This is a genomic window from Stenotrophomonas maltophilia group sp. msm4 (assembly GCF_032025605.1).
In the GTDB taxonomy this organism is placed as follows: Bacteria; Pseudomonadota; Gammaproteobacteria; order Xanthomonadales; family Xanthomonadaceae; genus Stenotrophomonas; species Stenotrophomonas sepilia.
Genome location: NZ_JAVSKK010000001.1, coordinates 1,158,849 through 1,183,255, shown reverse-complemented (window position 1 = coordinate 1,183,255; position 24,407 = coordinate 1,158,849). Strand labels below are relative to the sequence as shown.

The following is a 24,407-nucleotide window of genomic DNA, read 5'->3' as shown; positions in this document are numbered from 1 at the left end:
TTTCAGAATCGTTGCATACGACGAAACCAAGCTGGAGCCTTGCGCTGCAACGCTATCGGCCATGTCGGTGGTGCAGCTCTGCGCGCTGTCGGCATCCGCCCGGTGGGGCTGTGAGCAAGGCAGATGCGACATGCCTGTCCAGCAATGCGCTTCCGATTGCGTGTGACGCGTCACGTTAATACGTGAAATCTGCGAAATAAGGCGCTGCATGTCACCATGTGGCGAATCATCTGCACAATGCCCCTTGGTACCTCATGGACGCATCCGCCCAAAAAGGTTTTCATGTCTGGCATGACTGACGGGCAGCAACTACGCAACGCGCAATGGGGCAAGGTGTCGCGCCTGTTCAAGCCTGCGATGATCATTAGCGCGGCGCTGGCGGCAAGCGCAGAAACGCTCTATCGCACAGGGGTATACCCGCGAGCCATCTTCGAGGCGGGCAGCGCTGATTCTCGAACCTGGTTGTATGTGGCATTGATGTACCTGATCGCCTTTCCAGTACTGTTTCTTTGGATGAGGCGACTGCTCGCAGGCTATCCCATGCCATGGAACCCGCCACTCAAGCGCTGGTTGCTGGGCGCGTTCTCCCTGATCCTCTGCAGCGGAATGATCATGCTGCCGGTCATCGTGCTGACTGTTGGAGGCAGCGCTGCAGGTCGCGGCAAAGGGCTGTATCAGGTGTTCACCGGCAGCCTATTCGGCACATTCCTTGTGGGAACGGTGCTCGCCTACGCAGCGGCCCTGGGGGCATGGCTGCTGTTTATCGGAACCCCCAAGCTGCTCTTCCCCAGGCCGGGCTCGCGCTAGGCCCGCTGCGATAGTTCCCTGGAAGTGCAGGTGTTCGAGCCCGCCACCTGCTGCCGGGTCGTCAGTGGCCCTTCAACGCCGCCTTGGTTCGCTCCAGCCATGCGGCATTGTGGCTGCGCGCGTGGCGCGACCAGTGCTGGGCATCGTCGATGATGCTGGCGAACAGGCTGCGGGCTTGCTCGCGATCGTCGGGTTGCGGCTGCGCCATCAGCCATTCGGCGTAGAGGCAGCGGGCGGCCGCGTCGTTCCCGCATTCCACGGCGCGCTCGAACGCGGCGCGAGTGCCGGGCGCCTGGGTAGCTGCCAGTGCCTGCGCGTACAGCAGGGTCTGTTCCGGCTTGCGGCGCACATCCGGGTGGCGGGCGAACAGGCCGTCCAGCGTCTCCACCGCAAGCGCAGCGTGCCCGGATTCGAGGCGGGCACGGGCAAGGCCGGTCAGGATGTAGGGGTCGTCGCCCAGCGGCGAGCTGGCTGCCTGCTCAAGCAGGGTTCTGGCTTCCTCGGCCTGGCCGGCATCCAGCAGCGTCATGCCCAGCCGAACCCGATTCTGCACGGTGGGCGTGCGCGCCAGTTCGGCACGGGCGTTGCGAAGGTCCTGGCCCGGGTCCATGAGCTGCTTGGCGGAGCGGACGACCTGCCGGGCGCCGCGCGAGTGGCGGACTTCAGGGAAGTAGATCGCCAGGAAGTAGACGACGCTGCCGAGCAGCGGGAACGAGAAGAGCAGGATGAGCCAGTAGAGGCTCTGCCCCGAGCGGATGGCGTGCACCGCGAAGTAGATGGCCGCCAGTACGTGGAGTCCGATTCCGATATAGGGCATGTGTGCCGCCTCGTCCTTGTGAGGGGTGGAACTATAGTCGGGGAGGGGTAGGGCGCCAATGGAGTGGCAGCGATCGAGCGTGACGCGTCACGTTAATAGGATGAGTTCTGCAGGGTCGAGCGCTGCATGCCACTATGTGGCGGGGCTGCATTGACGGAAGGGGATACATGGAACGTACGCAGAAGACGCTAACCATGGCCGATGTTGCTGGGTGGGGTTCGGCGCTGGTTACGTTTGGCTTGGTGCAAGGGGCTTTCTATCTGAAGGCTTACTGGGGTCACTTCGGCCTGGATCCTTTTCAGTTTGTTGCGGTGAGTGAGCTTGCACTGGCAGGGCTTGCGGGGATCGGCATGGTGTTGTTCCTTATTCTGATTGCGCTGCTGTTTGGAGGGTGGGTTGAGGGGAAGGTGACAGCGACGCCGTCCCAAGCCAATCTGCTGATGTGGCTGACCCTGGCTCTTTGTCTTGTTGGAATGGGTGCCTTGCTTTGGTGGACCAATGCCTGGCCCGTTTTGATAGGTGTGGCGCTGACGGGCATATGTGCAGTGGCAGTACGCCTGTCCCCAGTGTTGCCGGCCACCGTGAAGGACTCGCCGTGGCTGGTCTATGCGCTCGTGATGATTGTCTATGTCCCGATCTCGTCAAACTGGCTTGGCTTCGAGCGCGCCAAGGCGATTACTTCTGGCGGCAGCAAGTACACGGTCAATGTGACTATTGATGAGAAGGTGCAAGGCGGCCTGGGCCTAGTGGGGCGTTTGGGTGATAGCTATGTACTTTGGGACCCGGTACAGAAAGCTGCAGTTCTTATGCCAGTGGACGACGTGAGTAGGCTGGAGATTGCGCAAAAATCCGTTCTGCCTGCCAAACCAGTTCAGTCGCGATAAGGGCTCGTTATCGCTGACAGCCGCAATGCCGCTGTTTGCCCCGATCATCGGCTCTCACTGGTCATTGCGGCGAGCCGGCTCGTTCGGCAACACGTGATGACATTCATCGAGCCGAGCATTGCTGACGGCTTGGCGCGCGCCGCAATGATTGCAAGTCAGAACTGTGCCGCCGGGTATCTTTCCCAGGACATCCCCGCTGAGGTCGGTAATCCCGCCGCAGGCTGTGCAACGCATAGAGATTTGTCGCACATGGACGATGTTGCCGTGCTCATCCCGGACAGGGACCAGCGCAAGCACATAAAACTGACCGGTGTTGGGCATGTCCGTGGTTCGATAGCGTTGACGACGCCATCGTTGCTGCATTTGCTGGCTTCAGAGCGTGACGTGGCGTAGCGACTGGCGCGCACATTCCTGAACATGTCAGGATCGGCATCTCACTTTGGAACAATCGAGAGAGCTACATCATTCATATTTGCTAACGTGCATCGACCATATGGAGAGGGAGCGCGCGATGCCCATTAGGGCGGTGGTGTATGTCAGCGAAGCTTCGAATGCTCTGATGGGAGACAAGCTAGGGTTGCGGGGGAGCAAGCTGGACGATCTCGTGGACGACGCAGCCCGCTTCAATCGAGACGCCGGCGTCAGCGGCATTCTTCTTTTTGACGGCGAGCGCTTCCTTCAATACTTGGAAGGGCCGTCAGACGGGCTAGATGTTGCATATTCGCGCGTCCTTGGAGCCTCTAGCCACCATCATGTCCTGGAGCTGCAGAGAAGCGCGGTCTCCGATCGCCGGCTTCCGTTCTGGCCGATGAAATGGCTCCCCGTAGAGCCAAGCGAGCTGACTTCAACCGCGCTCGGCGATTGGGCCGGATTCAAGAGGCGAGGCGACGGCGAGGCCATGAACGCGACAGCGATGGATCGGTTGCTCCTGTTGGTCTCCCGAGGCGCTGCGCTTGACGGAAGCTACGGCGTGCGGCACTCATCCTAGGTCCCCCGGCGGCAATCCACTTGCTCATGAATGGCCGTGGTGAGCTGGCGAAATCGGTAGGGCTTGGGAAGAAAACGGACGTTTTCAGGAAGCACTGGCAACTGAGACCGCTGAAGCCCTGACGAAATCACTACCTTCGCCAGCGGTTGGGACAAAGCCGCTTCAACCGCCACGTCCAAGCCGGTCGCAGAGCCTGGCATGCTGTAGTCCGTCACAACGATGGTGAACTTCCCCTCGCCGCGAAGGTGTGCAATTGCCTCAATTCCCGTGCTGGCGGTGGTGACATCGAAACCCTGGGCACTGAGGGCGTCGGCAACCACTGCGCGGAGATCTTCTTCATCTTCTACGAAAAGAACATGGATCGGCATTTCAATGGACTCGAATAGGGAAAAAAAGACTAACCCGGGTTCCTTTCCCGACTTCGCTGATCAATTCGGTGTAGCCCCCCGACTGGCTCGTGAACCCAAATACTTGGCTTAGCCCCAATCCACTTCCTTTGCCGATGGACTTGGTGGTGAAGAACGGCTCGAAAACCCGTTCCTGCACTTCCTTGGGAATGCCCTCGCCATCGTCGCAGACCGTGATGCAGGCGTAATCTAGCGGGCCATTCATGGGGGTGGATGGGCTCTGCAGAGAGCGAATTGCCGCTGACACAGTGATCTGTCCACCCTGAGGCATGGCATCGCGGCTGTTGCATACCAAGTTCAGGATGGCGGCCTCCAGCTGGGCCTTATCAAGCTCAATCTCCACATCTTCGTCGGGCAATTGGATGGCCACGTCAACGTGGTCGCCAGCCGCGCGTTTAAGCATGCCCTCGAACTCATGCAGAAGCCTTCCCAGCCGGACCTTCTCCGGGACCAGGGTCTGCCCCTTGCCAAAGGTCAGCAGCTGACGCGTCAATAGTGTTCCCCGTTCGCCCGCACGCTGGGCGGTGTCAATGAGCGCCGCGGCTGCAGGGTTATCCACGTGGATACTGACCATGTCCAGACAGTTGGCGATGATCGTGAGTAGGTTGTTGAAGTCGTGCGCCAACCCCAGCGTGAACTTGCCAATCGCTTCCATCTTTTGCGCTTGAAACAGTTCGCGCTGCGCATCAAGCAGTTGCTCTTGAGCCTGATGGAGTTCGGTAATGTCACGCGTGATCTTGGCGAATCCGACGAGATCACCGTCGACCCAAATAGGGTCAATGACCACGCTCGCGCGGAACGGCGTTCCATCTTGGCGCAAGCGCCAGCCTTCGCAGACGTATCGTCCTTCTTCAGCGGCAACGCGCAAATTGCGTTGTGGAAACCCCGCTTCCGCCTCCTCTGGAAGATAGAACCTAGAGAAGTGGGACCCTACAACATCAGCTGCGGTATAGCCCTTGATCCGCTGCCCTCCGGTGTTCCACGTCCGGATGAAGCCGGCGGTGTCCAGCATATAAATCGCGTAGTCCGTGACCGAGTTCACCAGAAGGCTGAACTGCCTGGACTCATCGCTAAGAGCATCTGTAGAGCGTTGCTGGCTGATCATGGGTCATCCTCGTGGCGAGCCACCGGAGGCGACAGGTGGGGCAGTGTAGGAAGGGCCCACCGTTTGGGCGTTACGAAACCTTCACATCCGCTGCGTTGAGCCGTCGAGACTCGCTAATGCAGACGATGTGGCTTGTTCAGCAAGGATGGGTGATGGTGGGCGGGACGCGAGCGATGCAGGTCATGGAACAAAGATTGATGACGCTGGGGTATCAAGTTGGCGTAGCGCTGGAGAGCATTCAGGACGAGCCACGCCGGATCAAGGACAAGCGAATGTGCCGAATGTGGGGTCAGGACTCGTGTCGACCGTATTGCCGTCCCCAGTATGCTTCGCTACTGCTTGGGTCCAAGCACCCCGTGCGCATCACGCAGTGCGTCCGAGCGTCGGGGTCTGCGCTGACCGCGATGTAGCTCAATGCTTCAGCGAGCATCCGGAGAAACTGCTCCTCGGAGTAGAGCGCTGCCCATTCCGGTAGCTTCTCCTCAAGCTGAGCGATCATCAAATCAATTTCGAGACGGGTACTCATGTGGGGTTGCCCTCCTGCATCCCACACTAAGAGCCATCGCATTGCGTCTGGTCTCCAAGTTGGGGTCCCGTTCTCACGCCGGCTCTACTCTGCGCTCACCAGTTTTCTGCGAACCCAGTGGGAGAGGGAGCGAAGGTGAGCTGCGCGTCCGACGCCGTGAAATCCCTTTTCGCTCCGTCGCCACTCGTTCTACACGGGCGGCCGACGGTGTAGGCGTCAGATAGGGTCACCTGGAACGACTCTTTCCCTCAGATGGATGCCCATGACAAACGACGCCGTTGCTCCCAATCCTGTAGACGCCGTCGTGATCGGTGGAAGTTTCGCTGGGATGTCCGCCGCGCTTCAGCTTGCTCGGGCCTGTCGATCAGTGGTGATCATTGATCATGGGCTGCCAAGGAACCGCGCCGCCAGCCGAGCCCATGGCTGCCTCGGTTGGGATGGATGCGCCCCGGCCGATCTTTTGACAACCGCTCGGCGGCAACTTCAAGCCTACAGCCGCGTGCGCTGGATCGCCGCCGAGGCGGTGGGTGCGCAGGGCTCTGCCCGGACCGGATTCAAGGTCACCTGTGCCTCTGGGAGAACAGTGTCCGCACATCGATTGGTGCTGGCCCACGGGGTCGTGGACCAGCTCCCGGAAATCCCCGGCTTGGAAGAGCGCTGGGGAAAGAGCGTCCTCCATTGCCCTTACTGCCACGGCTACGAGATCTGCGGAGGGTCGCTTGGGCTTCTGGTCGCCGCAGACGACGATGCGTTGGCGCATGCCAAGGCATTGCAGCAATGGGGGAAAATCATGATCTTCCACCGGGGAGATCGGACGGAGCAGGCATTGAACGCTCTGGAGAATCAGCTTAACGGCATTGATGCGGCCTTGGAGCGAACACCGTTGGTCGGCGTTTCTGGAGAAGCCACGGCGGACCTGGTCGACGGACGCCGGCTAAAGCTACGGGCCCTCTTTTTACACCCCGAAACGAAACTATGCTCCCCGATCGCACACCAACTGGGGTGTGAAACCGAATCTGTTGGCTGCATTTCAACGGACTCGGCGAAGCAGACCACCGTGGAAGGAGTGTTCGCCTGCGGGGACGCAGCCCGGTTCGCAGGCAACATCGCCCTGGCCATCGGAGAAGGCGCGCTCGCTGGCGTGGCGGCGCATCGCTCGTTGTTGGGGCTGCTTGACTAAGCAAGCACGGGCGTTCGCCATGCCTTCACGGTGGCGTCGCCTTGCTGCCATGGGCGCCTCGTTAGGGTGGAGGTCCATTACCCCACTTCCTCGCCACCCTATTCGGCCTGGCCGAGCTTGACCTGCTCGGCCACAGGGTGCTGCTGGCCACCGTCCCGGCGCAGACGGAACCGTTGCCACCTTTGCGGCTGATCGCGCAGGTGCATCGATTGGCGGAAAAGGCCGGCTTGAGGGTCATTCTCGTGCTCTCCGGCGTTTCGCCCTACATTCGCTCCAAGCTCATCGAGTCTCGGGTGGATTTCGTTGTGCCTGGTAGCCAACTGTTCGCTCCGAGCTTCCTGATGAGCTTACGCGAGCGCGATTCGTCTCCAAGGGTGCTCACATCCGCTGGGGAGCGGTTGAGCCATCCGGCACAAGCGGTTCTGATCGCGGCCCTGTTGCGGCCCGACTTGGAGGAGCGCGGCATCCCTGGCAGCGTCCCGTGGGTGCCGCTCGACCTGGCGCGCGAGGCAGGCTACTCACGCATGACTGCCTCGCGGGTCGCCCGTGAACTGGTGGCGGCTAACCTCGTCAGCGCCCAGCGCGAGGGGCGGGAGACGAAGCTACGGTTCTTGAAAGCGCGCCGCTCCTTGTGGGCGGTCGCGCTGCCGCGGCTGCGCTCGCCGGTGCTGCGCACCACTTGCATCGGCAAAAGTGGCTTGGACATGCTGCTGGCCGATCATTGTCGTGCTGCGGGAGAAACCGGCCTGTCCGTTCTCACCGAACTGGCGGCGCCATCGCGTCCGATCGCTGCGATCGGACGAGACTGCTTCCGTCGGCATCCGGAGCCGGAATGGTTTCCCGTGGCCGGCGAGGGCTATGCAGACGTGCAGCATTGGGCGTACTCCACCCGCCTGGGTGGCGCGGGCACCGTCGTGGACCCGTTGTCGCTGTACCTGTCCTTGCAGGGACAGGGCGACCCGAGGCTGAACGGCGCGCTGCGGGACCTGCTCGATGAGGTCTTCGTCTGATCGCAGGCGCGCGGGAGCTCGGCGAGTGGTGCCTGAACTCCGGTACCAGTCCGCGGTCATCGGGGCCGTTGCGCTGGCCGTCGTAACGCAGGAAGCGAAGCGGCAAGTGGGGCCACGAAGGAACTGGAACGTGGTGCTGAGCGTGGAGGCGCTGACGCTTGCGTTCGGCCAGCGGTTCTCGGGGGGATATCGAGGCAGCGGCTACGAGGTGCGCCAGCCCTCGGACCGACACTCAACGTTCTATCGCTTCCGGCGGCCTGCGCCCAGAAACTGCAGGAGTGGCCGACGGGTCGTTTCGACCTGATCGTCTGCAGCGGGATGGACGACTAACCCGGGCCGGATGCCCTGCTCGAACTGCGTGACGGTGCGCATGGGGCGACGAAGGACGGTAGCCTGCTGGTGGCTTGCCAATGGCTGCCCATCCTTCAAGTAGCAATGCCTTGGGCGCATGCGCTGGCTAGGATTGTGCCGCGCTGAATCTGCTTCTGGCCGGCAGACGATCACCCTCGAAGTCGCAGGGCTAGGACAACTGATCTCAATCATGGAGGGATAGATGTGGCCTAACCCTTAACAACTCCGTGAGGGCGGCTTACATCGCATCCACAGTGATGCCATGAAGGATCATTGAAGCATGCTGGGACGCAAGTTTGTCCAGCGCAGGTGCATGCGGACTCGAGGTCCCGAACAGCTCGTGGAACAGCACACCCATTACGATCGGAGCCATGATTGAAAAGGCCATGAGATTTGAGTCGCCGGCGCGGACGGTCCCCTTGGCCTGCGCCCGCTCGACAGCGCTTGCCACCAGCCGGATCATGCGAGATGCAACTTCGTCATGCCAGATCCTCGCAAGCTCAGGAAACATTCGGCTCTCCGATAGCACCATTCGCAATGCTGCAGACAAGCGGGCATCGCCACCTGATGAGACCGCTCGCTGGAGGAGCGTCGGGATTAGCTCCTCAATCGACCCGTCGAAGGTCGCCTGTGCCGTCTCAAGGCCTTCCAGATTTGTGGAGATCAACTGGCGCGCTGCGGCTCGAAACAGCTCTTCCTTGGTTTCAAAGTAGAGGTAGATCGTGCCCTTCGCGACTCGTGCGCGCTTCGCGATATCAGAGAGCTTTGCGGCAGCAAAGCCGTTCTCAAGGAAAACATCTACCGCAGCGTCTACAATCTCGAGCGGCCGCGCCTCCTTGCGACGACTCCACTTAGGTTGCATCTCGCTCACGTGCTCAATCTCTTGCCCATGCGGGAATCCCAATAGCGCTGCAGCTCGTCTAGGGACTGCGTTGGCTGTGCCAATCCCACCCAAGTGTCAGGCCGCAGAACGTAGACAGCGTCCTGCTGACGTCCAGCGCGGCCATGTTCTTCGTGCCAGGTAAACTCGCGAAGAGCCATGCCGCGGCTGTCGCACCAGCCCTTTAGTTCAGTACTGGCTCGTCCATAGACATGGACCTGCCAGCCGATTTGCTCTGAGATCGCGTAGTTGTCCTCACCACGCGTCTTCACCCAGGGCAGGCGATCGCCGCCTTCAATCTTTCCAGCCTTGCCCTGGCTCAAGGGGCTATGCGATCTACAGCATCATCATGATCAACGTTGTCTTCCACGTGATCCCGCTGATTCTCGGGGTCGGCTACGGCGCGGGAACGCTAACTGCGATCATCATCTTCATCCCCCTCTGCGCTTGGATGATCTACACATCCTTTGGCGCGGGTCGTATGAGCTATCGAGCACTAGCCCTTTTGGTTGGTGCGGGAGTGTTGTTCCATGCCCTACTCACTATTCCGATGATTCTCCTGCTGCAAGGTGCAATCTCAGAGACGTCCGTAGTCATGATTCAGGTAGCCAACCCCTTTGTGCTGATGGTCATCTTGTCGGCGGCGGAGCGCTCGCGCTTGAGCATGCCGGCAAGGCAGCGTCGGCCAAGTGCCTCTCGCTAGCTCGAGTCTTCTTCGGCGCCTAGTCAGACCTCCCATCCCGTCTCGCTCACGCAGCCGCTTCGGTGACCCCTGGCGGACAAGGCGGAGCAACTTTAATGGTGCCTGTCCCCGCCTGTGTTGAGGCGGGGTAGCAGCTTGCAATGGCGTTAGGGATTCTCGATGGGAGCCAGATCATTTGCCCCTATTGCTCGATGGAGGAGGGGGCTGGCTCGCTCCTATTGAGCCGACGCCTTGCCCGGGCCTTTGTATCTGCTCAGCCAATAGCTGTAAGGCGTGGGTAGCACGCTGGCTGGGAGCTCCTGGCCAAGCGCAATGGCCATTTGGTACGGATAGTGCGGATTGGATAGGTGGGCCCGCCCGATCATCACTAGGTCAACCTGACAGTCCGCTACAACGCGCTCGGCAGTCTGTGGATCATCGATGCACCAACCTGTGGCCACCGGAAGCCCAGTTTCATTAGCAAATCGCTCAGCAAGGGGTGCCAGGAACGCCTGTGTACCCCATGGGACGCGGCCACCAAGAGCACTGAAGCCAATGCTCACGTTGAGCAGATCAAGCCCCAACTCTCGCATTTCTTTGCCAATCTCAATGGAGTCGACCAGTGCTTGGCCATCGCGCGAGTTGTACTCCACAACTCCAAAGCGCGCGGTCAGCGGCAGATGCTCGGGCCAAACCTTACGGACGGCCGCCAATGTCTCCAGCAGGAAGCGTGCTCTGTTCTCCGCACCGCCACCGTAGCGATCCTCCCGCTTGTTGCTGTCGGGGCTGAAGAAGCTCTGCGCCAGATAGCCATGAGCGAAGTGAAGCTCCAGCCATTCAAATCCTGCAGCAAGCGCACGCTTGGCTGCAGCGACGAAATCCGCTTGAACGCGATGAATGTCCTCAACCGTCATCTCGTTGGGAACTCTATCGAGCGAGCCGCCAAAGGCGATCGGCGAGGGACCAAGGATCGCCCATCCTGCGGGATCATCGGCTGCGATGTGGTCATCGCCTTGCCATGGCCGATTTGCACTAGCCTTGCGCCCTGCGTGGCCGATCTGGATGCCAGCTACGGCACCGCCTTGCTTGATGGCAGAAGCGATGGCTGCCATTCCTGGAATTTGCTCATCACCCCACAGGCCAGCACATCCCGGGGTGATGCGTCCTTCCGGAGACACGGCGGTAGCCTCGACAATCACGAGCCCAGCGCCTCCGCGCGCAAGCGCGGCATAGTGGCTGAGATGCCAATCGTTGATACGGCCGTCCTCCGCACTGTACTGGCACATGGGCGGCACCGCGATACGATTCTTAAGAGTGACACCTTTGAGCTCGAATGGGCTAAACAGGGCAGACATAAACGGGGCTTTGGGGAGAGCAAGAGGAGCAAGCACGGGGATTTACTCCGGCTTAGGACGTTGACTTGGCGGCTCGAGCTGCTTCCACCAGGCCGTCCAGCCAATCCTGGTGACCATTGATCATTGGATTCGGCTTGGCCAGACGCAGGGCTTCTGCAGGCTGTCCCTTCTGCGTCTCCTGCGTGAGGATCCGCACTCGGCCACCATCAAGGTCTTCGACAATCCACGCATGATGAACGTCAAGTCGATCGGCAGACCCGGGCTCACCGGCCCAGCCATGCCAAGCGATCCGGCCCGGACCCTCGGAGGTAGGAGCCTCATGCTCGACGCATTGAGCCTCCACGGGGAAGCCAAAGGTTTCAAAGTAGAATCGATCCCCGTTTCGCAACAGAGGGCCGGCGCCATCGTGGAAGCGCACATTGGCTGAATTTCCGTAGTAGGTCGGCCACAGACGTGGCTCTTCAAGCAACGGCCAAACATCAGCTGCGGCAAGGCCGAGGACGATCAGCTCATTCGAGACAAAGTTTTCGGTGTAACCAGGAAGGTAGCCTTCCGGCCAACGAATGCCGTTCATTTTCATCATATGCTCCTTAGGGCTAGCGGCGCGGCTCGCCGATGAATCGTTAAAATTACGTTCGCCAGCTTCTAACTTGCAGACCTCTGACTTCTACAGCCGAGACACTTGCTCCGTACCGTCGTGTCTCAGTTTGGCGAGGACTGCCTGGCAGTCGAAAGCTGGCTGAGGGTGTGCGTGGAGCTAGACGTACGCGCCAGCTGAATACGTAAGCTCGTAGCTGTGGCTGTAGATCTCCAGGATGTTGCCCAGCGGATCCTCCATGTAAACCATCCGATAGGGCTTCTCCCCTGGGAAGTACTCTCGAACCGGCATTCGCTGCTTTCCACCAGCTGCCACAATCCGAGCGGCCAGGCCTTCAACGTCCGGATCCTGAATACAGAAGTGGAAGACGCCCGACTTCCAGTACTCGAAGTTGTTCGCGGGACGCTCGGCGTTATTGAACTGGAAGATTTCGACTCCAACCCGGTCACCAGTGGATAGATGTGCAATGCGGAAGCTGCCCCATCCAGGCCCAAACACATCCGTGCACATCACGCCAATTGCGCTTTCGTCTTCAGCAATCCTGGTCGGCGGCATGACGAGGTACCAGCCCAAGACTTCTGTATAGAAGGAAACCGCGGCATCGAGATCGGTAACAGACAGGCCGATGTGGGAGAAGGCGCGAGGGTAGGGAGGGGGTAGGGCAGGCACGGCACACCACTGAAGAGAGGGGTAGCCGCAAGATTAGACCCTGCAACTCAACCATGATCTGATCCATTTTTATCAGATTGATAAAATATTCTTATGCTGAATGAGCATTGGCTCCGATCCTTTCGGGCTATCGCAGAGGTCGGGAGCTTTACCAGGGCCGCAGGCCAGCTGCAGCTCACCCAGGCTGCGGTCAGTCAGCATGTACGTCATCTTGAGCAACAGCTGGGTGCCCTGTTTCTGCGCAGACCACGATTTATTGAGCTGACGCCGGCGGGAATGGCTCTATTGCAGTACTGCCAAGAGATGGATTCGGCCGATCGCCGGCTTCAAGCCAAGCTCGCGAGCGCGGACAGCGATCAGGGGGAGTTTGCGCTGATAACCCCCGGGAGTGTTGGCCTTGCTCTTTACCCGGTGTTGCTGGACTTCCAGCGCACCCATCCCGGCTTGATCATTCGTCATCGCTTCTCGCCGGACCCAGAAATCCTATCGGCGGTACTGGAGAAGAAGTACGAGGTGGGTCTACTTGCACTTCGGCCGGATGACCCTCGGCTGCGGGCTGAGCCCTTCACCGAGGAGGCGCTTGAGCTGGTAGTTCCGAGAGGTGCCTGCGCGGACAGCTGGGCGGATCTTCAAAAGTTGGGTTTCGTTGATCATCCAGATGGCCAGGCTATGGCCACCCGCCTTCTCGCCCGCAAGTTCCCAGGAAATCCAGGCGTACGCGCGCTTCCTATACACGGCTTCACCAATCAGGTTGCGCTCATCCTTGAGCCGGTATCGCTCGGGCTGGGATTCACTGTCATTCCGCGACACGCCCGTGAATCCTTCGCTCGGCAAGACGCAATTGAGGTGGTTGACTGTGGATCTCCGGTGGTTGACACCCTCTGGATGATCCATCGATCCGAATGGCCACTGTCTGGGCCAGCTAAATGGTTGACCCAACAGCTTCGAGGCCTGCCTCGATTCAGCGGGAGGAGGGCTCCACCTCTCGCTGGAGCGGACTGAGGCCCCTTCTATACTGGTCTGGGGTCCGGCCAGAGTGTCGCTTGAACATCTCACTGAAAGACGTTGAGTTTGCATAGCCCAGATCGTCTGCAATCTGCGTAATTGATCGGTCTGAACCCAAGGCATCAATTGCCCTCAGAAAACGAAGCCGACTGCGCCACTCTCCGAACCCCATCCCTAGCTCGCGCTTTGCCAAGCGCTCAAGTGATCGAACACTAATGTGGTGGCGCTCTGCGACCTCAAGTGCCGACGGAGAGTCCTGAAGGGAGGTCTCGGCATAGCTCAGAATCCGCTTTAGCACGTCACCGCTGGCCAGCGGCAGGAAGCTCGACATCACCGGCGCGGCCAGAATCAGGTCAAGGGCGACCGCGGAGAGTCGCCGGTCTTCTGGCTTAACGGCCTCGCCGATGTCACGACGGGCCAGTTCGTCCAAGATCTCCCTAAGCAACGAGCTAACCGCTAACGCAGTCGGAATGCTGGGCATCTGCGCCGACGCGCCGACCGAAAGGTATGCGGATCGATAAGCAACCGCACCACGGTTTCGGGATGAGTGGTGAACACCAGGCGGAATCCATATCGCATAGTGGGTAGGGGACACCATCCAGTCCTCGCCTACCTGTAACTCCATGACACCCTGCGCAACATAGTTGAACTGCCCCCACGGATGCACACGAGCATCCCAGTCGGAGGGAGGCAAAGTCCCTTGCCGAACGTAGATGTCTCCAGGGATGGAGCTGAACGAGGGGACGGGGTCCATTGCCATGTCGCATTCAAGATGAAGATTGGCGCAAATTATGGATGTAACGAAATTCCGCCAAGTCTACGCTACTGGCTGTTGATATCCAGTATCTGAGGATGCCATGTACTACCTGCTCCCCCTCCTGGCCTGCCTTCTCTGGGGCGCCAACACCATCGTTACAAAGCTCGCTGCAGGGACCGTCGGCCCGGTCGATATTAGCTTCTGGCGATGGCTTGCTGCGGCCATCATCTTGCTCCCATTCGCCCTGCCGCGCCTGAAGTCGAACCTAGCGGTCCTGAAAGCCAATTGGGCACGCTTCCTCGTGCTCGGTGCTTTGGGCGGTGTCATGTTCCAATGCCTGGCGTACTACGCCGCACATTTCACTTCTGCGACCAACATGGGCGTTATCCAGGCACTCATCCCGTTGATCGCTCTTGCCTTGTCGCGCATCTTCATGGGTCACGCAGTCCGCGGTGGCGCAGTGATTGGTTCGATCATCTCCTTGGTTGGGGTGATAGCGGTAGTGTCCCATGGTGACTTTGAAGCCTTGGTTTCCCATGGAATCAACAAAGGTGACGCCCTGATGCTGCTGGGCGCTTTGGCTTTTGCCACCTACAATTTGCTGATGCACAAGTGGCGCATTCCCGTAACGCTGATCGAATCCCTGTTTCTTCAAGCCATGTCTGCAACGATCCTGCTGCTACCTCTTTTCCTTGTCGCAGGCACTGGCGTCCAGGGTGGCGCAGCCATCGGCTGCATTGCATTCGCAGCAATCGGCGCTTCGATCATGGCACCGTTGGCATGGATGACCGGCCCGCATCGGCTGGGCTCTGCTCGCGTGGCCGGGTTCTTCAATCTCGTCCCGATCGTCACTGCATTGCTTGCGGTGGTGGTCCTCAAAGAGTCTCTGAGCACCTGGGTCGTGGGTGGCGGTTTGATGGCAGTATTTGGTGTGGTACTGGCGGAGTACGCAGCTCGCAAGAAGCCTGACGAGGTCATGGTCGTGGATGACACCTCGACCAAGCGCTGAAAGACAATTGCATAGCTGCAGTTCAAATGAAAACGGGCCGCTTGAGGCCCGTTCTCCTTGTTCGGGGAACGCTTCTTCGGCTAGCCAGGTTCAAAGGGCCCTCTCCTCAAGGTGAAGTTGCATCTAGACAGCGCTCTTCAGCTGAGTTGGGCACATGCCGGTTAGTCGGCGAAACATTGCAATAAAAGGGGAGGGGCCGCTATAGCCCAGCCGCTTGGCAACATCACCAACTTTGCAGTCGCTCTGGAGGAGAGGGAGGGACGCAGCAAGCTTCAGCCTCTGGCGCCACTCACAACATCCCAGGCCAGTAGCGGCAACCCAGCGTCTTGCAGGAGTCCGAGAGGATACGCCAGCAACTTCTGCCCATTGAACTAGTGACTGGCCACTTCCTGGATCGGCTTGTAGCGCATCGATGATGGGGGCTAACAAGCGCGAAAACGCCAAGAATGCGCGGCCAAAGCTTCTGTTCCGGTAACTCAGCGAATGACCGGGGATCACCCCAAAGCGGAAAGGCTAACAGTAGGAACCGGGGATGCTTCGCGGCCCAGCTGCGCATCTTGCGCTGCCGCCGCCAAGCGATAGCCTTTGCGTCTCGAAGCTTGTGTAGGGCGCAATCCTCCACGTCAGACAGTCGCGCCGAAAGGGTATAGGCCCCGCGACAAGCCCATCGGAGGCATTTAGGGGTTCGCTTTAGCGACCTGTGGAGCTGCTGTGGAGTGGGCCGGAGAAATGTCTTCACATCAACAACTGTAAAGACGTCGCTTCACCCGGATCTACACGAGGGTTCAGACCCCACGGTTCCACAAAACAGCCTAAAGTTTCGACCCGGCACGCCGAGGCCGATCTACGTCACGGATTTCCGGCAGGGCGTGCCCCTTCCATCCGGTTGGCCGTCTGTCACTGGCGTGTGCGCCTGGTCCCGACCGGCCGGCAAGAAGCGCGAACCTACCGCTACACCCTAAGGGGCTTTAGTCTTTGATTCGCTTCTCAAAGTTTGTGATCAACTTGCCCAGCGAAAGGCCTGTCAGGCGGGCGATATCTCTCAGCTCCACCACATCAACCCTTCTCTTGCCTGTTTCGACGTCGCTGATGAATGACTGGCTGCGGCCCAGCATGCTGGACACCTGGGCCTGGGTCAGACCGGCAGCTAGCCGCGCCTCGCGAACAGCCTCAATGAGGGCAGCGTACTCTTTTCGATGGATGGACTTCGACACGACCGCGCCTTGGCTGAGCGGCCTAGAAAGCTATATCCAGTTCTCCGATATCTAAAAACCAGATATTCTGTCTTCTTCATTGACAGGGGGACGCATGAGCGAACAGCCATACCGCTTCATCACCGCGGCCAGAAGCAGAGCAACACTGATCCTGGCAGCATCAGCACTGCTAGCTGCCTGCAGCGGTCCGACAGACAAGAAGATGGTTACGAATGGAACCCAGCAGCAATACCGGCAGTCAATTGACGCTATCGACGCGGAACTCAATGCCCACGAAAGAGCGGCCTTCAACTGGGCAGTCGCTGGGATGAACCTTGAAGAGGGTCGGCAGGGAATCATTACGTACAGGGCCAAAAGCTGCCTAAGCGACTGAATTTCAAAGTTGATTGCTCGTCTCTCGATCAGGTTCTCCCCATCTATGGGGTCTGTTCAAGCACCTTGGCTGTGTAGCTCAGCGGCGCCACTTCCCTTTCAAGATCCAGGTGGTAGTCGCCGAAGCGATTGATGTGGCTGGTCCGATAAGGCGACAGGCCGGCCAGGATCTCGGGCGTCAGTTCAATCCCCTCCTTCCTCATCTCGGCCAAGGTCCGGCTCATGCCTTCCACGTTGTGGAGGATGATCATGTTGGCCACCAGCTGGCTGTACTTGATGATCTTGCGCTGCTCGTGTTGGACGTTCTCAGCAATGATCCCCTGGCTGCCAAAGAACACCCATTTCACGAAGCCGTTGTATTCCTCGCTCTTGTTGGTGGCAGCATGGATCGTTTTGCGGATCTCATTGTCATCAATGTAGCGCAGCAAGAACAGCGTTCGAACGGCCTTGCCAAGTTCCCGGAAGGCGAAGTACAGCTTGTTCTTCCGGCTGTAGGTGCCCAGCCGGCGCAGGATCGAGGACGCGGTGATCTTGCCCAATCGGATTGAGATCACCACCCGCAGCATGTCGTGGAGATGGGTGGCGATCAGTTGCCAGTCGATGCTGTCCCCGAACAGTGCCTGGATGTTCTTATAAGCCCTACCCGGTTCGGGCCGAAAGAATGTCAGGTCCTTGATGTTCCGGATCCGGGGCATCAGCTGGATGCCCAGCATGTGGGCCAGGCCGAAGACCGGATAGCTTTGGGCCTGCGTGTCGCCATGGACGATCTCAGGCTGGATGTCGGAAGTGTTGGCCAACAGACCGTCGAGGATGTAGATGCCCTCGTGCACGCCACAGGGAATGAAGTGGCTGAACGGCGCTACGTATTTGTCGGACACGTGGCAGTAGCCGATGCCACCGTAGCCGCCGTAGCGGATGTGATACTCCGACAGCAGGTTGTCCTCGTAGACGCTCCACTTCGTGCCATCAGCTGATGCGCTCTTGCCGCTGCCCCAATAGCCAGGCAGGTCGAATCTGTTGTAGGTATTGATGACCTCCACGATGGCCTTCTCAAGCACATCCTCGGTCACGTATTTCAGGTTGAGCCAAGCGACTTGGCGCCGGCTGAAGCCCTTGATCGACCGCGCCGTCTGCGTCGGCCCCAGGTTGCAGCCATAGCAGAATAGCGTGGTGATCACACGTCGGGGCAGATCTTCGACCTGGCTCTCGGTGCCGGCGATCGGGCGGAAGAAACGGTGCAGATCCAGCCATTGGCTGGCATCGATCAGGACATCGACGATGCTGGATTCTGGAAGCCGTTCGGCGATGAGGCGATCCACCGTGGTAATCGCGCTGGAGACTTCGGCGCGTTGCCCCTTCCGCAGCACCAGGCGCCCATCCAGGATGTCCGCATGTACGTTCTCCGGGAAACGCGCGTCGACCTCATCGGCCAGGGAGGTCAGTTGTGCACGTAATCCCGCCACGAAAGACTCGGCGTCGGTGGGCAGGCCTGACACCTGGCCGTAGGCTTCCAGTTCCTGGGCCAAGGTGGCTTCATCGACCAGCTGCTCACGGTAGTCATCAAACCGTTCGCTGCTGGGAATGAAGAGATCTCCGGACTTCAGTTCGTCCTTGACCTGCACCAGCACGGCCAGCTCGAAGTACTTACGGTGCATCCAGCCGGCGCCGGCTGCACTGGCCCGCTTGCCGAACACGTGCTGACACCAGAGCTTGGACATCCAGTCAAAGTCCTTTTCCGGGTCCAAACCGAGGGAGGCGACCTCGATCAGCTCACGGCGCTGGTTGCGCAGCGAGAGCACCGCTGCGATCAGCGGCTCCATGCCGGCGTCGTGGCTGGTCGCCCGAAGTTTCATCAGCTCCAGCCCATTGAACAGCAGCGGCCTGACCGCGCCATAGGGCTGCAGCATGAAAGGCAGGTAGTTCTTCCCGGCGTAGGCCATATGTTCTTCGCATTCGGCCAGCAAGGTCGACACTTCCGCTTCCAGGCTGTTGTCGATGGCATCCACGCGCTGACTATCGCTGCCGTCTAGCTGATAGGCCTGCAGGATTTCCTTGAGCTGGCCGATGAGGAAGTCGGCCCGTTTGGCATGTTCGAGCTGGTAGGCCAGCAATTTCTGCTGGGCCGTGTTCTCCAGCCCGCGCACCTGCTTGATGAACAACTCGGCTGCATCATCCAGTGTCTTGGCATGCTGGGCGCGAATGAAGATGGTGGCCAGCGCATAGCGCTTGTCCGGAGCCAGTTCGGCCAGCTCGCTGGCGTCATAGGCCCGAGCCATTGCACGGAACTGCTTGAGCTTGGGCACCGGCACATCGATGGGAGGCAGCTGGTCGGCCAACTGCTGCAGCATGCGGATGTGCTGCAGGTAGAACCGAACTTCCTTGTTGGTGGGCCGGCCGGGCTCGCGCTTGAGTGATTGCCAGCCGGTGAACCTGGACCCTTCCGGTGCGCGCAGCAGTTCGTCGATGAGCGTGCGCGTGGCAGGCGTCAGCGCGTGGCTGATGCTGCGGTAGTAGCCCAGATTGACCCGCTCACGGGCGCCGATGGCGGCCAGCTCCAGAGTGCGGAAACCGGGCAGTTCGTAGCGATGGTGCACCAGCTCTTCGAGCAGGACGTTCACGATGTCCGGGATGGTGTGCTTGGTCTGGGCTGCTCCGGTGGCCACTGTGTCCAGCCAAGCCAAGCCCGATTTATCCAGGGGACGTACCCCGATGAATTGCCGAAGCTGCGGCATATGCCGGCGCTGGCTGCCGGAAGCGTCGTAGCGTTCGAGCTGGTCGGTGTCCAATACGCGCCCGAGTCGGGCGGCCTTGGCGATGTGCTTCCGGATCCGCTCGGGTACGTCGGCCAACAGCGTGAAGTAGCCCAAGCGTTGGAAGAGCTTGAGATGAATCAGTACCGCCAGCTGCGGACCCGGCTGGGTGGTCAGCTGCTTGGCGAATGCAATCTCAGCGGCGGTCGGGGTATAGATCTCCTCCAGTTCCTTGGCGGTGGGATCAGGCTTCAGTCGCGGGTAGGCGGTCTCGTGAAGGGTAGCCATTGGATCCGGAGGGTGTGAGGGGGATCAGTCCCAGTGCCGGCCGTCGTCTGTACTGAGCGACGCTTCCAGGAAGCACTGGTGCGTATCGGCCATGCGGTGCATGTCATCGAGCAACGTGGCCAGGATTTCATCCAGATCCCTTTCGGGATCGGTGGGAGCAGTCAACTGGTACTCGCTGCTGGCGGTGTTCAGGCGCACAGCCTGGAACGGGGCCAAGCAGATCTCTTCAATTCGGCCTCGGGCCTTGGCCGCGCCGCGGCCCGTGCGGGCAAACGGGGTCAGCACCATGCGCAGGCGCAGCTGCAGGGCCGATTTGCCCTCCGGCGCCGGCAGTGCCATCGCCGGTACCGGCACGGTTGGACTGGGCAGGCTTGCTTCAATGCGGTCCCGGGCAAACGGGTCACGCCCGTCCAGGTAACGCATGGCCGACTGCACATCGCGCCAGCCCACGTACTCCATCAAGGCCTTCATGTCCCAGCCTTGGTCGTTGGCCCAGCTGGCAAAGCCGCGGCGCAACGAATGGCTGCTGTGGAGCCCCGCATCGGCAAAGCCTGCACTGGTCAGCAACTCGCGCAGCAGGCGCACCAAGCTGTTGGGATGCAGGCCTTCGGCGCTCACCTGGCCCCATTGGTTGACTGCCCGAAACACCGGCCCTTCTTGCAGGTCGGCCGCCTGCAGCCACGCCTGGGTCGCCTCCACCGGACATAACCGCGACAGCGCCGGCACCTTGTAGGTGACGCCGGCTGCTTGGCGATCACCCTTGCTGCGTGGCAAGAAGCAGGTCATCCCCTGTCCCGGCACCAGCGTGAGATGGGCCACGTCCAGACGCAGCAGTTCATCGCCACGGAATCCCCGCCAGAACCCGAGCAGCACCAGCGCTCGGTCTCGTTGATGGCGCAGCGCCGCCGGCCCATCGCCCCGGGCATGTGCCGCAGCGATCGCCGCGGCCAGCCAGTCATCGAGCTCGACCAGCCGCCGAATCTGGAGCGGCGCGGCTTGCTTGACCTGGCCCGGGTGCAGGGTCTGGATGCCTTTGAGCACCTTGCGCACCAGCGGCGATCGGGTCGGGTCGACAAAGCCGTGGTCGCGGTGCCAAGAGGCGATGGCCGCCAGACGTTGGCGGAGGGTGCTGGTCGCCAAGGTCTGCGCATAAGCGGCCAGGTACCGGGCCACGCTGTCAGGTGTCGCTGGGAGGTGGCCTTGCCATTCAACCTCGAAGTGCCGCAGCGCCGACGCATAGCTGCGCACCGTGTTCTGGCGCGTGGCCGCATCGAGGTAGCGGTCCAGTTCGGTCACTGGCGCGTGGCCTCCACCGAGGTCGTCTGGCGCAGCGTCGACAGGATGGTGCATTCCGCCCGCTGCCCGCCATGGCAACTGGCAATCACCCGTTCCAGCTCGCTGGCCATGCGCTGCAGGTCGGCCATGCGGGCGCGCACGTCGGCCAGATGGCTGCGGGCCAACCGGTCCACGTCCCCGCACGAAAGCTCCTCATCGCCGGCCAGCTGCAGCAGGCTGCGGACCTCCTCCAGGCTGAAGCCCAGGTCCCGGCCACGCGCAATGAAGCGCAGCCGCTCGATGTCGGCCGGGCCATAGACCCGGTAGCCGTTGCCCGTGCGCCCCGGGCGCGGCAGCAACCCGATCCGCTCGTAATAGCGAATCGTCTCCAAGTGGCATCCGCTGGCGTCGGCAGCCTCACTGATTTTCATTCGTAGTACGCTTGACTCCGTAGTAGCTACGGACTTTACGCTGAACCCGTATCCGCCGCCACTCCGGCCGCGGCGCTGCATGTGACGACCATGCCACTGCCCATCGCCTTGATTCGCTACTGCCTGATTGCCTTGCTGATCGGCTGGGTTCTGCCCGCTTCTGCTCAGGCGGAGCCTGCCGCAGCAGACCTGCGCCAAACCTGGCAGATGCTCGATTACATCGCGGTCGACTACCCCGGCGCGGTCCAGGCCGGTCGCGTAATTGCCCCCAACGAATACGCCGAAATGAGCGAGTTTGCCGGCGCCGTGCGCAGTCAGCTGGCAGCATTGCCCAGTGGCCAGAACCAGCAGGAGCTGACGGCCCAGGCCGACCGCCTGGTCCAGGCGGTGGCAGAGAAGGCCGACCCGGCGCAAGTGGCAACGTTGGCGCGCGGGCTCGGCACGACGCTGTTGGCCCGCTACCCGATCGGCGCTGTTCCGGCGAGCGCGCCGAAGACCTCCCAGGCCGCGTCCATCTACAGCCAGCAGTGCGCGGCCTGTCACGGCCCCACAGGTCACGGTGATGGCCCCGCCGCGCAAGCGTTAAGTCCGCCGCCGATCGCGTTCACCGATGCCACTCGCGCCGCGCAGCGAACGCCGCTGTCGTTGTACGAGGTCATTTCCCAGGGTGTGCCGGGTACCGGCATGGTCAGCTTCTCTGGGCTGTCAGAAAGTGATCGCTGGGCGTTGGCATTCTATGTGGGCAGCTTGGGGTACTCCTCGCAAGCCAAGGCTCAAGGTGAGGCGTTATGGCGCACCAGTGCCGAGGCCCATACGCACATTCCCTCGCTCGAAGCGCTGACACGCACGCGAGAGGCCGATCTTGCCACCACGATGCCCGCCGATCAGGCAAACGCGATCATCGCCTACCTGCGTTCGCAGCCACAGGTAGTAAACGAAGCGGTACCAGGAGCCGATCGCTTTGCGGTGGCGCGGCAGCGACTGGCCGCCAGCCAGCGCGCTTACGCTGATGAGGACCTGGCTCAAGCCAAAAAGCTTGCGCTCTCGTCCTATCTGGATGGTGTAGAGCCGCTTGAACCCACGCTGGCCACGCGCAATCCGTCATTGCTGCGAGAGATCGAGACGGCCATGGCAGGCTACCGCGCGCAGCTGGATCAGCATGCGCCCGCGGCTGACGTTGCCGGGCAGGCAGCGCAAATTGCCCAGCTGTTTGATCGCGCGGACGTGGCGCTGCAGGACACCCGAATAGGCGCCAGCACCGCGTTTCTAGGCAGCTTTACCATCTTGGTACGCGAAGGACTGGAAGCGCTGCTGATCGTGATTGGTATCGTGGCGTTCTTGCGTAAAGCCGAGCGGTCTGATGTGTTGCCGTATGTGCATGCGGGTTGGATCTGCGCGTTGTTGGCAGGCGCAGCTACCTGGGCGGTGGCCACTTACTTTGTTGATATCAGCGGTGCGAACCGGGAAGTCACTGAGGGCGTCTCGGCCTTGTTCGCTGCCGCTGTCCTGCTCAGCGTAGGCATCTGGATGCACCAAAAGAGCCTTGCAGGGCGGTGGCAGGAGTACCTGCACGCCAAGCTGACGACTGCGCTGACACGGCGCTCGGCTGTTTTCCTGTTCATGCTGGCCTTTGTCGCGGTGTACCGCGAGGTGTTTGAGACGATCTTGTTCTACATCGCGATGTGGAGCGATCAGGCGTCCACCGCCATCCTCGCAGGCCTGGCGGCGGGAATCGCGGTGTTGGCTGCGGTGGCGTACTGGATGCTGCGCATGAGCAGGCGGCTGCCGATTGGCCGGTTCTTTTCGATCAGCTCGATTCTCATCGCGGTGATGGCGGTCATCCTGATCGGTAAAGGCGTGGCCGCGTTGCAGGAAGCGGGCTGGATCTCTCAAACACCGCTCGCGTTGCCGCGCATCGAGTGGATCGGCCTGTATCCCACCTGGCAGTCGCTGCTGGCGCAGGTATTGGTAGGCACCGCCGCCATCGTGGGGTTCCTCGCCAATGCCCGTTCCGGTGTGCGTAGACAGCCAGGCGCAAACAAGCAATGAAACAACACAGCAGAGGACCAAGACATGAGTGATTGCGGGTGCCACCACGAAGCCAAGAACAAGGAGGAGCGACGCATCCTCTGGATCGCCTTGGTCCTGAATGCAGCGATGGCCGTGATCGGCGGCATTGCCGGCTGGATTGCCCATTCCACCGGGCTGCTGGCTGACGCGCTGGACATGCTGTCTGACGCCACCGCCTATGCCATTGGCCTGGTCGCTATCGGGCGCACGGCGCGCTTCAAGGCCAACGCCGCGTGGGTCAGTGGCAGCGTGCTGCTGGTGCTGGGCGTAGGCGTGCTGGTCGAAGTCGGCCGCCGGGTGATGTACGGCGCCGAGCCGGTCAGCGGTTGGATGATCGGTACCGCTCTGGTCTCGCTGGCCGTGAACCTGAAGGTGCTCCGTATGCTCGCCCCCTTGAAGTCTGGCGAAGTGCATCTGCGAGCGACCTGGCTGTTTACCCGCGCCGATGTGGTGGCCAACGTTGGGGTGATTCTGGCCGGCCTGTTGGTGTGGTGGCTGGCCAGCCCCTACCCGGATTTCGTGATCGGCGCCCTGATCGGCCTGTATGTGATCAAGGAGGCTTTCGAGATCTTGGGTGATGCTCGCCGGGCGCGTGCCGACGCGCGCAAAACGCCTGCATGACAGCGCTTGGCCGGCTGAGCTGTGGCCTGCGCTGGCTGCTGCTGGCGCACTTGGCCGTGGGCCTTGTGACGCAGCCGGTGCTGGCAGTGGTTGGCGAGCTCCATGCTCAAACCCATCTGGCCGCGGCCGACCATGACCCGGCAGTGGCATCACCAGCTTCCGAGCGTGGCGTAGACGCCGCGCTGCACCGGCTACAGCAGCTGGTGCTGTGCTGTAGCCAGGCCGCGCCGGCTCCAGAAATAGTGTTGGCCATTGCTCATATCGGCCGGCATTGGCCGTCGGCGACAGCCCATGCGGACAGATATCGGCATGAGCACCTGCTCGCGCCGTTCCGGCCGCCGATCGCAGGGTGATGC

27 protein-coding genes are annotated in these 24,407 nt (G+C 60.9%); 12 read left to right on the top strand and 15 right to left on the bottom strand.

The window, feature by feature from the left end:
* Positions 1-282 precede the first annotated feature (282 nt).
* Positions 283-807: a transporter gene (locus ROV93_RS05595; RefSeq protein WP_072167033.1), complete on the top strand. Its 525-nt coding sequence runs from the start codon at positions 283-285 to the stop codon at positions 805-807.
* Between the two features lie 61 nt (positions 808-868).
* Here ROV93_RS05595 and ROV93_RS05590 read toward each other — a convergent pair whose 3' ends face one another.
* Complete coding sequence (locus ROV93_RS05590; protein WP_072167032.1) at positions 869-1,624, bottom strand: tetratricopeptide repeat protein; 756 nt, start codon at positions 1,622-1,624, stop codon at positions 869-871.
* 167 nt (positions 1,625-1,791) lie between these two features.
* Between ROV93_RS05590 and ROV93_RS05585 the strand changes: the two genes are divergently transcribed.
* The 3 genes from ROV93_RS05585 (at position 1,792) to ROV93_RS05575 (ending at position 3,496) form a co-directional block, all read left to right on the top strand.
* Positions 1,792-2,508 (top strand): hypothetical protein, encoded by a 717-nt coding sequence (locus ROV93_RS05585; protein ID WP_072167031.1) that lies wholly within the window; start codon positions 1,792-1,794, stop codon positions 2,506-2,508.
* Between the two features lie 96 nt (positions 2,509-2,604).
* Positions 2,605-2,901 (top strand): hypothetical protein, encoded by a 297-nt coding sequence (locus ROV93_RS05580; protein WP_176698766.1) that lies wholly within the window; start codon positions 2,605-2,607, stop codon positions 2,899-2,901.
* Between the two features lie 118 nt (positions 2,902-3,019).
* Positions 3,020-3,496, top strand: coding sequence for a BLUF domain-containing protein (locus ROV93_RS05575; RefSeq protein WP_072167143.1), 477 nt, complete (start codon positions 3,020-3,022; stop codon positions 3,494-3,496).
* Here the strand turns inward: ROV93_RS05575 and ROV93_RS05570 are convergent.
* The 3 genes from ROV93_RS05570 to ROV93_RS05560 form a co-directional block, all read right to left on the bottom strand.
* Positions 3,493-3,864 carry a response regulator gene (locus tag ROV93_RS05570; protein ID WP_072167029.1) on the bottom strand — a complete coding sequence of 124 codons (372 nt, stop codon included), beginning with the start codon at positions 3,862-3,864 and terminating at the stop codon, positions 3,493-3,495. The genes ROV93_RS05575 and ROV93_RS05570 overlap by 4 nt on opposite strands.
* 1 nt (position 3,865) lies before the next feature.
* Positions 3,866-5,008 (bottom strand): ATP-binding protein, encoded by a 1,143-nt coding sequence (locus ROV93_RS05565; protein ID WP_072167028.1) that lies wholly within the window; start codon positions 5,006-5,008, stop codon positions 3,866-3,868.
* A gap of 289 nt (positions 5,009-5,297) precedes the next feature.
* Positions 5,298-5,534, bottom strand: a complete 237-nt coding sequence (locus tag ROV93_RS05560; protein ID WP_049417377.1) for a hypothetical protein — start codon at positions 5,532-5,534, stop codon at positions 5,298-5,300.
* Between the two features lie 262 nt (positions 5,535-5,796).
* Here ROV93_RS05560 and ROV93_RS05555 point away from each other — a divergent pair, with 262 nt between their 5' ends.
* Complete coding sequence (locus tag ROV93_RS05555; RefSeq protein ID WP_072167142.1) at positions 5,797-6,714, top strand: NAD(P)/FAD-dependent oxidoreductase; 918 nt, start codon at positions 5,797-5,799, stop codon at positions 6,712-6,714.
* 137 nt (positions 6,715-6,851) lie between these two features.
* On the top strand, positions 6,852-7,724 hold the full coding sequence (locus ROV93_RS05550) for a hypothetical protein (protein WP_312538703.1): 873 nt from the start codon (positions 6,852-6,854) through the stop codon (positions 7,722-7,724).
* A 589-nt stretch (positions 7,725-8,313) separates the two neighbouring features.
* Here the strand turns inward: ROV93_RS05550 and ROV93_RS05545 are convergent.
* Together ROV93_RS05545 and ROV93_RS05540 are read right to left on the bottom strand one after the other, a co-directional pair.
* Positions 8,314-8,937, bottom strand: a complete 624-nt coding sequence (locus tag ROV93_RS05545; RefSeq protein WP_043033616.1) for a TetR/AcrR family transcriptional regulator — start codon at positions 8,935-8,937, stop codon at positions 8,314-8,316.
* 5 nt (positions 8,938-8,942) lie between these two features.
* Complete coding sequence (locus ROV93_RS05540) at positions 8,943-9,278, bottom strand: hypothetical protein (RefSeq protein WP_043033500.1); 336 nt, start codon at positions 9,276-9,278, stop codon at positions 8,943-8,945.
* 26 nt (positions 9,279-9,304) lie between these two features.
* Between ROV93_RS05540 and ROV93_RS05535 the strand changes: the two genes are divergently transcribed.
* Entirely contained in the window at positions 9,305-9,658 is a 354-nt protein-coding gene (locus ROV93_RS05535) for a hypothetical protein (protein ID WP_043033501.1), read from the top strand.
* Between the two features lie 215 nt (positions 9,659-9,873).
* On the opposite strand, the gene ROV93_RS05530 is transcribed toward ROV93_RS05535, so the two are convergent.
* The 5 genes from ROV93_RS05530 to ROV93_RS05510 form a co-directional block, all read right to left on the bottom strand.
* On the bottom strand, positions 9,874-10,992 hold the full coding sequence (locus ROV93_RS05530) for an NADH:flavin oxidoreductase/NADH oxidase (RefSeq protein ID WP_312538702.1): 1,119 nt from the start codon (positions 10,990-10,992) through the stop codon (positions 9,874-9,876).
* 52 nt (positions 10,993-11,044) lie between these two features.
* A complete protein-coding gene (locus tag ROV93_RS05525) occupies positions 11,045-11,572 on the bottom strand; it encodes an SRPBCC domain-containing protein (protein WP_223224789.1) in 528 nt (175 codons plus the stop codon).
* A gap of 177 nt (positions 11,573-11,749) precedes the next feature.
* Entirely contained in the window at positions 11,750-12,259 is a 510-nt protein-coding gene (locus tag ROV93_RS05520) for a lactoylglutathione lyase family protein (RefSeq protein ID WP_033836000.1), read from the bottom strand.
* Between the two features lie 519 nt (positions 12,260-12,778).
* Entirely contained in the window at positions 12,779-13,069 is a 291-nt protein-coding gene (locus ROV93_RS05515; protein ID WP_049402761.1) for a hypothetical protein, read from the bottom strand.
* Positions 13,070-13,220: 151 nt separating this feature from the next.
* The gene (locus tag ROV93_RS05510; protein ID WP_043033503.1) at positions 13,221-14,024 is read right to left on the bottom strand and encodes a helix-turn-helix transcriptional regulator; all 804 of its coding nucleotides are present in this window, start codon (positions 14,022-14,024) and stop codon (positions 13,221-13,223) included.
* 97 nt (positions 14,025-14,121) lie between these two features.
* Here ROV93_RS05510 and ROV93_RS05505 point away from each other — a divergent pair, with 97 nt between their 5' ends.
* Positions 14,122-15,030: a DMT family transporter gene (locus ROV93_RS05505; RefSeq protein WP_180890368.1), complete on the top strand. Its 909-nt coding sequence runs from the start codon at positions 14,122-14,124 to the stop codon at positions 15,028-15,030.
* Positions 15,031-15,998: 968 nt separating this feature from the next.
* Here the strand turns inward: ROV93_RS05505 and ROV93_RS05500 are convergent.
* Positions 15,999-16,244: a helix-turn-helix transcriptional regulator gene (locus ROV93_RS05500; protein WP_043033505.1), complete on the bottom strand. Its 246-nt coding sequence runs from the start codon at positions 16,242-16,244 to the stop codon at positions 15,999-16,001.
* A 94-nt stretch (positions 16,245-16,338) separates the two neighbouring features.
* On the opposite strand from ROV93_RS05500, the gene ROV93_RS05495 reads away from it, so the two are divergent.
* A complete protein-coding gene (locus ROV93_RS05495; protein ID WP_033835997.1) occupies positions 16,339-16,617 on the top strand; it encodes a hypothetical protein in 279 nt (92 codons plus the stop codon).
* A gap of 43 nt (positions 16,618-16,660) precedes the next feature.
* Here ROV93_RS05495 and ROV93_RS05490 read toward each other — a convergent pair whose 3' ends face one another.
* From ROV93_RS05490 to ROV93_RS05480, 3 genes are read right to left on the bottom strand one after another with little or no spacing between them, the layout of a single operon-like run.
* Positions 16,661-19,654 carry a Tn3 family transposase gene (locus ROV93_RS05490; RefSeq protein WP_043033507.1) on the bottom strand — a complete coding sequence of 998 codons (2,994 nt, stop codon included), beginning with the start codon at positions 19,652-19,654 and terminating at the stop codon, positions 16,661-16,663.
* A gap of 24 nt (positions 19,655-19,678) precedes the next feature.
* Positions 19,679-20,950, bottom strand: coding sequence for a site-specific integrase (locus tag ROV93_RS05485; protein WP_005413373.1), 1,272 nt, complete (start codon positions 20,948-20,950; stop codon positions 19,679-19,681).
* The gene (locus tag ROV93_RS05480; RefSeq protein ID WP_012480230.1) at positions 20,947-21,360 is read right to left on the bottom strand and encodes a helix-turn-helix domain-containing protein; all 414 of its coding nucleotides are present in this window, start codon (positions 21,358-21,360) and stop codon (positions 20,947-20,949) included. Before ROV93_RS05480 ends, ROV93_RS05485 begins: the two co-directional genes overlap by 4 nt.
* Before the next feature lie 90 nt (positions 21,361-21,450).
* On the opposite strand from ROV93_RS05480, the gene ROV93_RS05475 reads away from it, so the two are divergent.
* From ROV93_RS05475 to ROV93_RS05465, 3 genes are read left to right on the top strand one after another with little or no spacing between them, the layout of a single operon-like run.
* On the top strand, positions 21,451-23,409 hold the full coding sequence (locus tag ROV93_RS05475) for a cytochrome c/FTR1 family iron permease (protein WP_043033508.1): 1,959 nt from the start codon (positions 21,451-21,453) through the stop codon (positions 23,407-23,409).
* 24 nt (positions 23,410-23,433) lie between these two features.
* Positions 23,434-24,051: a cation transporter gene (locus tag ROV93_RS05470; RefSeq protein ID WP_005413376.1), complete on the top strand. Its 618-nt coding sequence runs from the start codon at positions 23,434-23,436 to the stop codon at positions 24,049-24,051.
* The gene (locus ROV93_RS05465; protein ID WP_012480228.1) at positions 24,048-24,404 is read left to right on the top strand and encodes a hypothetical protein; all 357 of its coding nucleotides are present in this window, start codon (positions 24,048-24,050) and stop codon (positions 24,402-24,404) included. Before ROV93_RS05470 ends, ROV93_RS05465 begins: the two co-directional genes overlap by 4 nt.
* Positions 24,405-24,407: the final 3 nt, after the last annotated feature.

Excerpts from the sequence above, each read along its gene's own strand:
- ROV93_RS05590 (WP_072167032.1), bottom strand. The coding sequence starts at position 1,624 with ATGCCCTATATCGGAATCGGACTCCACGTACTGGCGGCCATCTACTTC.
- ROV93_RS05525 (WP_223224789.1), bottom strand. The coding sequence starts at position 11,572 with ATGAAAATGAACGGCATTCGTTGGCCGGAAGGCTACCTTCCTGGTTAC.
- ROV93_RS05480 (WP_012480230.1), bottom strand. The coding sequence starts at position 21,360 with ATGAAAATCAGTGAGGCTGCCGACGCCAGCGGATGCCACTTGGAGACG.
- ROV93_RS05465 (WP_012480228.1), top strand. The coding sequence starts at position 24,048 with ATGACAGCGCTTGGCCGGCTGAGCTGTGGCCTGCGCTGGCTGCTGCTG.
- ROV93_RS05470 (WP_005413376.1), top strand. The coding sequence starts at position 23,434 with ATGAGTGATTGCGGGTGCCACCACGAAGCCAAGAACAAGGAGGAGCGA.
- ROV93_RS05505 (WP_180890368.1), top strand. The coding sequence starts at position 14,122 with ATGTACTACCTGCTCCCCCTCCTGGCCTGCCTTCTCTGGGGCGCCAAC.
- ROV93_RS05570 (WP_072167029.1), bottom strand. The coding sequence starts at position 3,864 with ATGCCGATCCATGTTCTTTTCGTAGAAGATGAAGAAGATCTCCGCGCA.
- ROV93_RS05545 (WP_043033616.1), bottom strand. The coding sequence starts at position 8,937 with ATGCAACCTAAGTGGAGTCGTCGCAAGGAGGCGCGGCCGCTCGAGATT.
- ROV93_RS05510 (WP_043033503.1), bottom strand. The coding sequence starts at position 14,024 with ATGGCAATGGACCCCGTCCCCTCGTTCAGCTCCATCCCTGGAGACATC.
- ROV93_RS05565 (WP_072167028.1), bottom strand. The coding sequence starts at position 5,008 with ATGATCAGCCAGCAACGCTCTACAGATGCTCTTAGCGATGAGTCCAGG.
- ROV93_RS05560 (WP_049417377.1), bottom strand. The coding sequence starts at position 5,534 with ATGAGTACCCGTCTCGAAATTGATTTGATGATCGCTCAGCTTGAGGAG.
- ROV93_RS05595 (WP_072167033.1), top strand. The coding sequence starts at position 283 with ATGTCTGGCATGACTGACGGGCAGCAACTACGCAACGCGCAATGGGGC.
- ROV93_RS05555 (WP_072167142.1), top strand. The coding sequence starts at position 5,797 with ATGACAAACGACGCCGTTGCTCCCAATCCTGTAGACGCCGTCGTGATC.
- ROV93_RS05535 (WP_043033501.1), top strand. The coding sequence starts at position 9,305 with ATGATCAACGTTGTCTTCCACGTGATCCCGCTGATTCTCGGGGTCGGC.
- ROV93_RS05475 (WP_043033508.1), top strand. The coding sequence starts at position 21,451 with ATGCCACTGCCCATCGCCTTGATTCGCTACTGCCTGATTGCCTTGCTG.
- ROV93_RS05580 (WP_176698766.1), top strand. The coding sequence starts at position 2,605 with ATGACATTCATCGAGCCGAGCATTGCTGACGGCTTGGCGCGCGCCGCA.
- ROV93_RS05530 (WP_312538702.1), bottom strand. The coding sequence starts at position 10,992 with ATGTCTGCCCTGTTTAGCCCATTCGAGCTCAAAGGTGTCACTCTTAAG.
- ROV93_RS05575 (WP_072167143.1), top strand. The coding sequence starts at position 3,020 with ATGCCCATTAGGGCGGTGGTGTATGTCAGCGAAGCTTCGAATGCTCTG.
- ROV93_RS05585 (WP_072167031.1), top strand. The coding sequence starts at position 1,792 with ATGGAACGTACGCAGAAGACGCTAACCATGGCCGATGTTGCTGGGTGG.
- ROV93_RS05495 (WP_033835997.1), top strand. The coding sequence starts at position 16,339 with ATGAGCGAACAGCCATACCGCTTCATCACCGCGGCCAGAAGCAGAGCA.
- ROV93_RS05490 (WP_043033507.1), bottom strand. The coding sequence starts at position 19,654 with ATGGCTACCCTTCACGAGACCGCCTACCCGCGACTGAAGCCTGATCCC.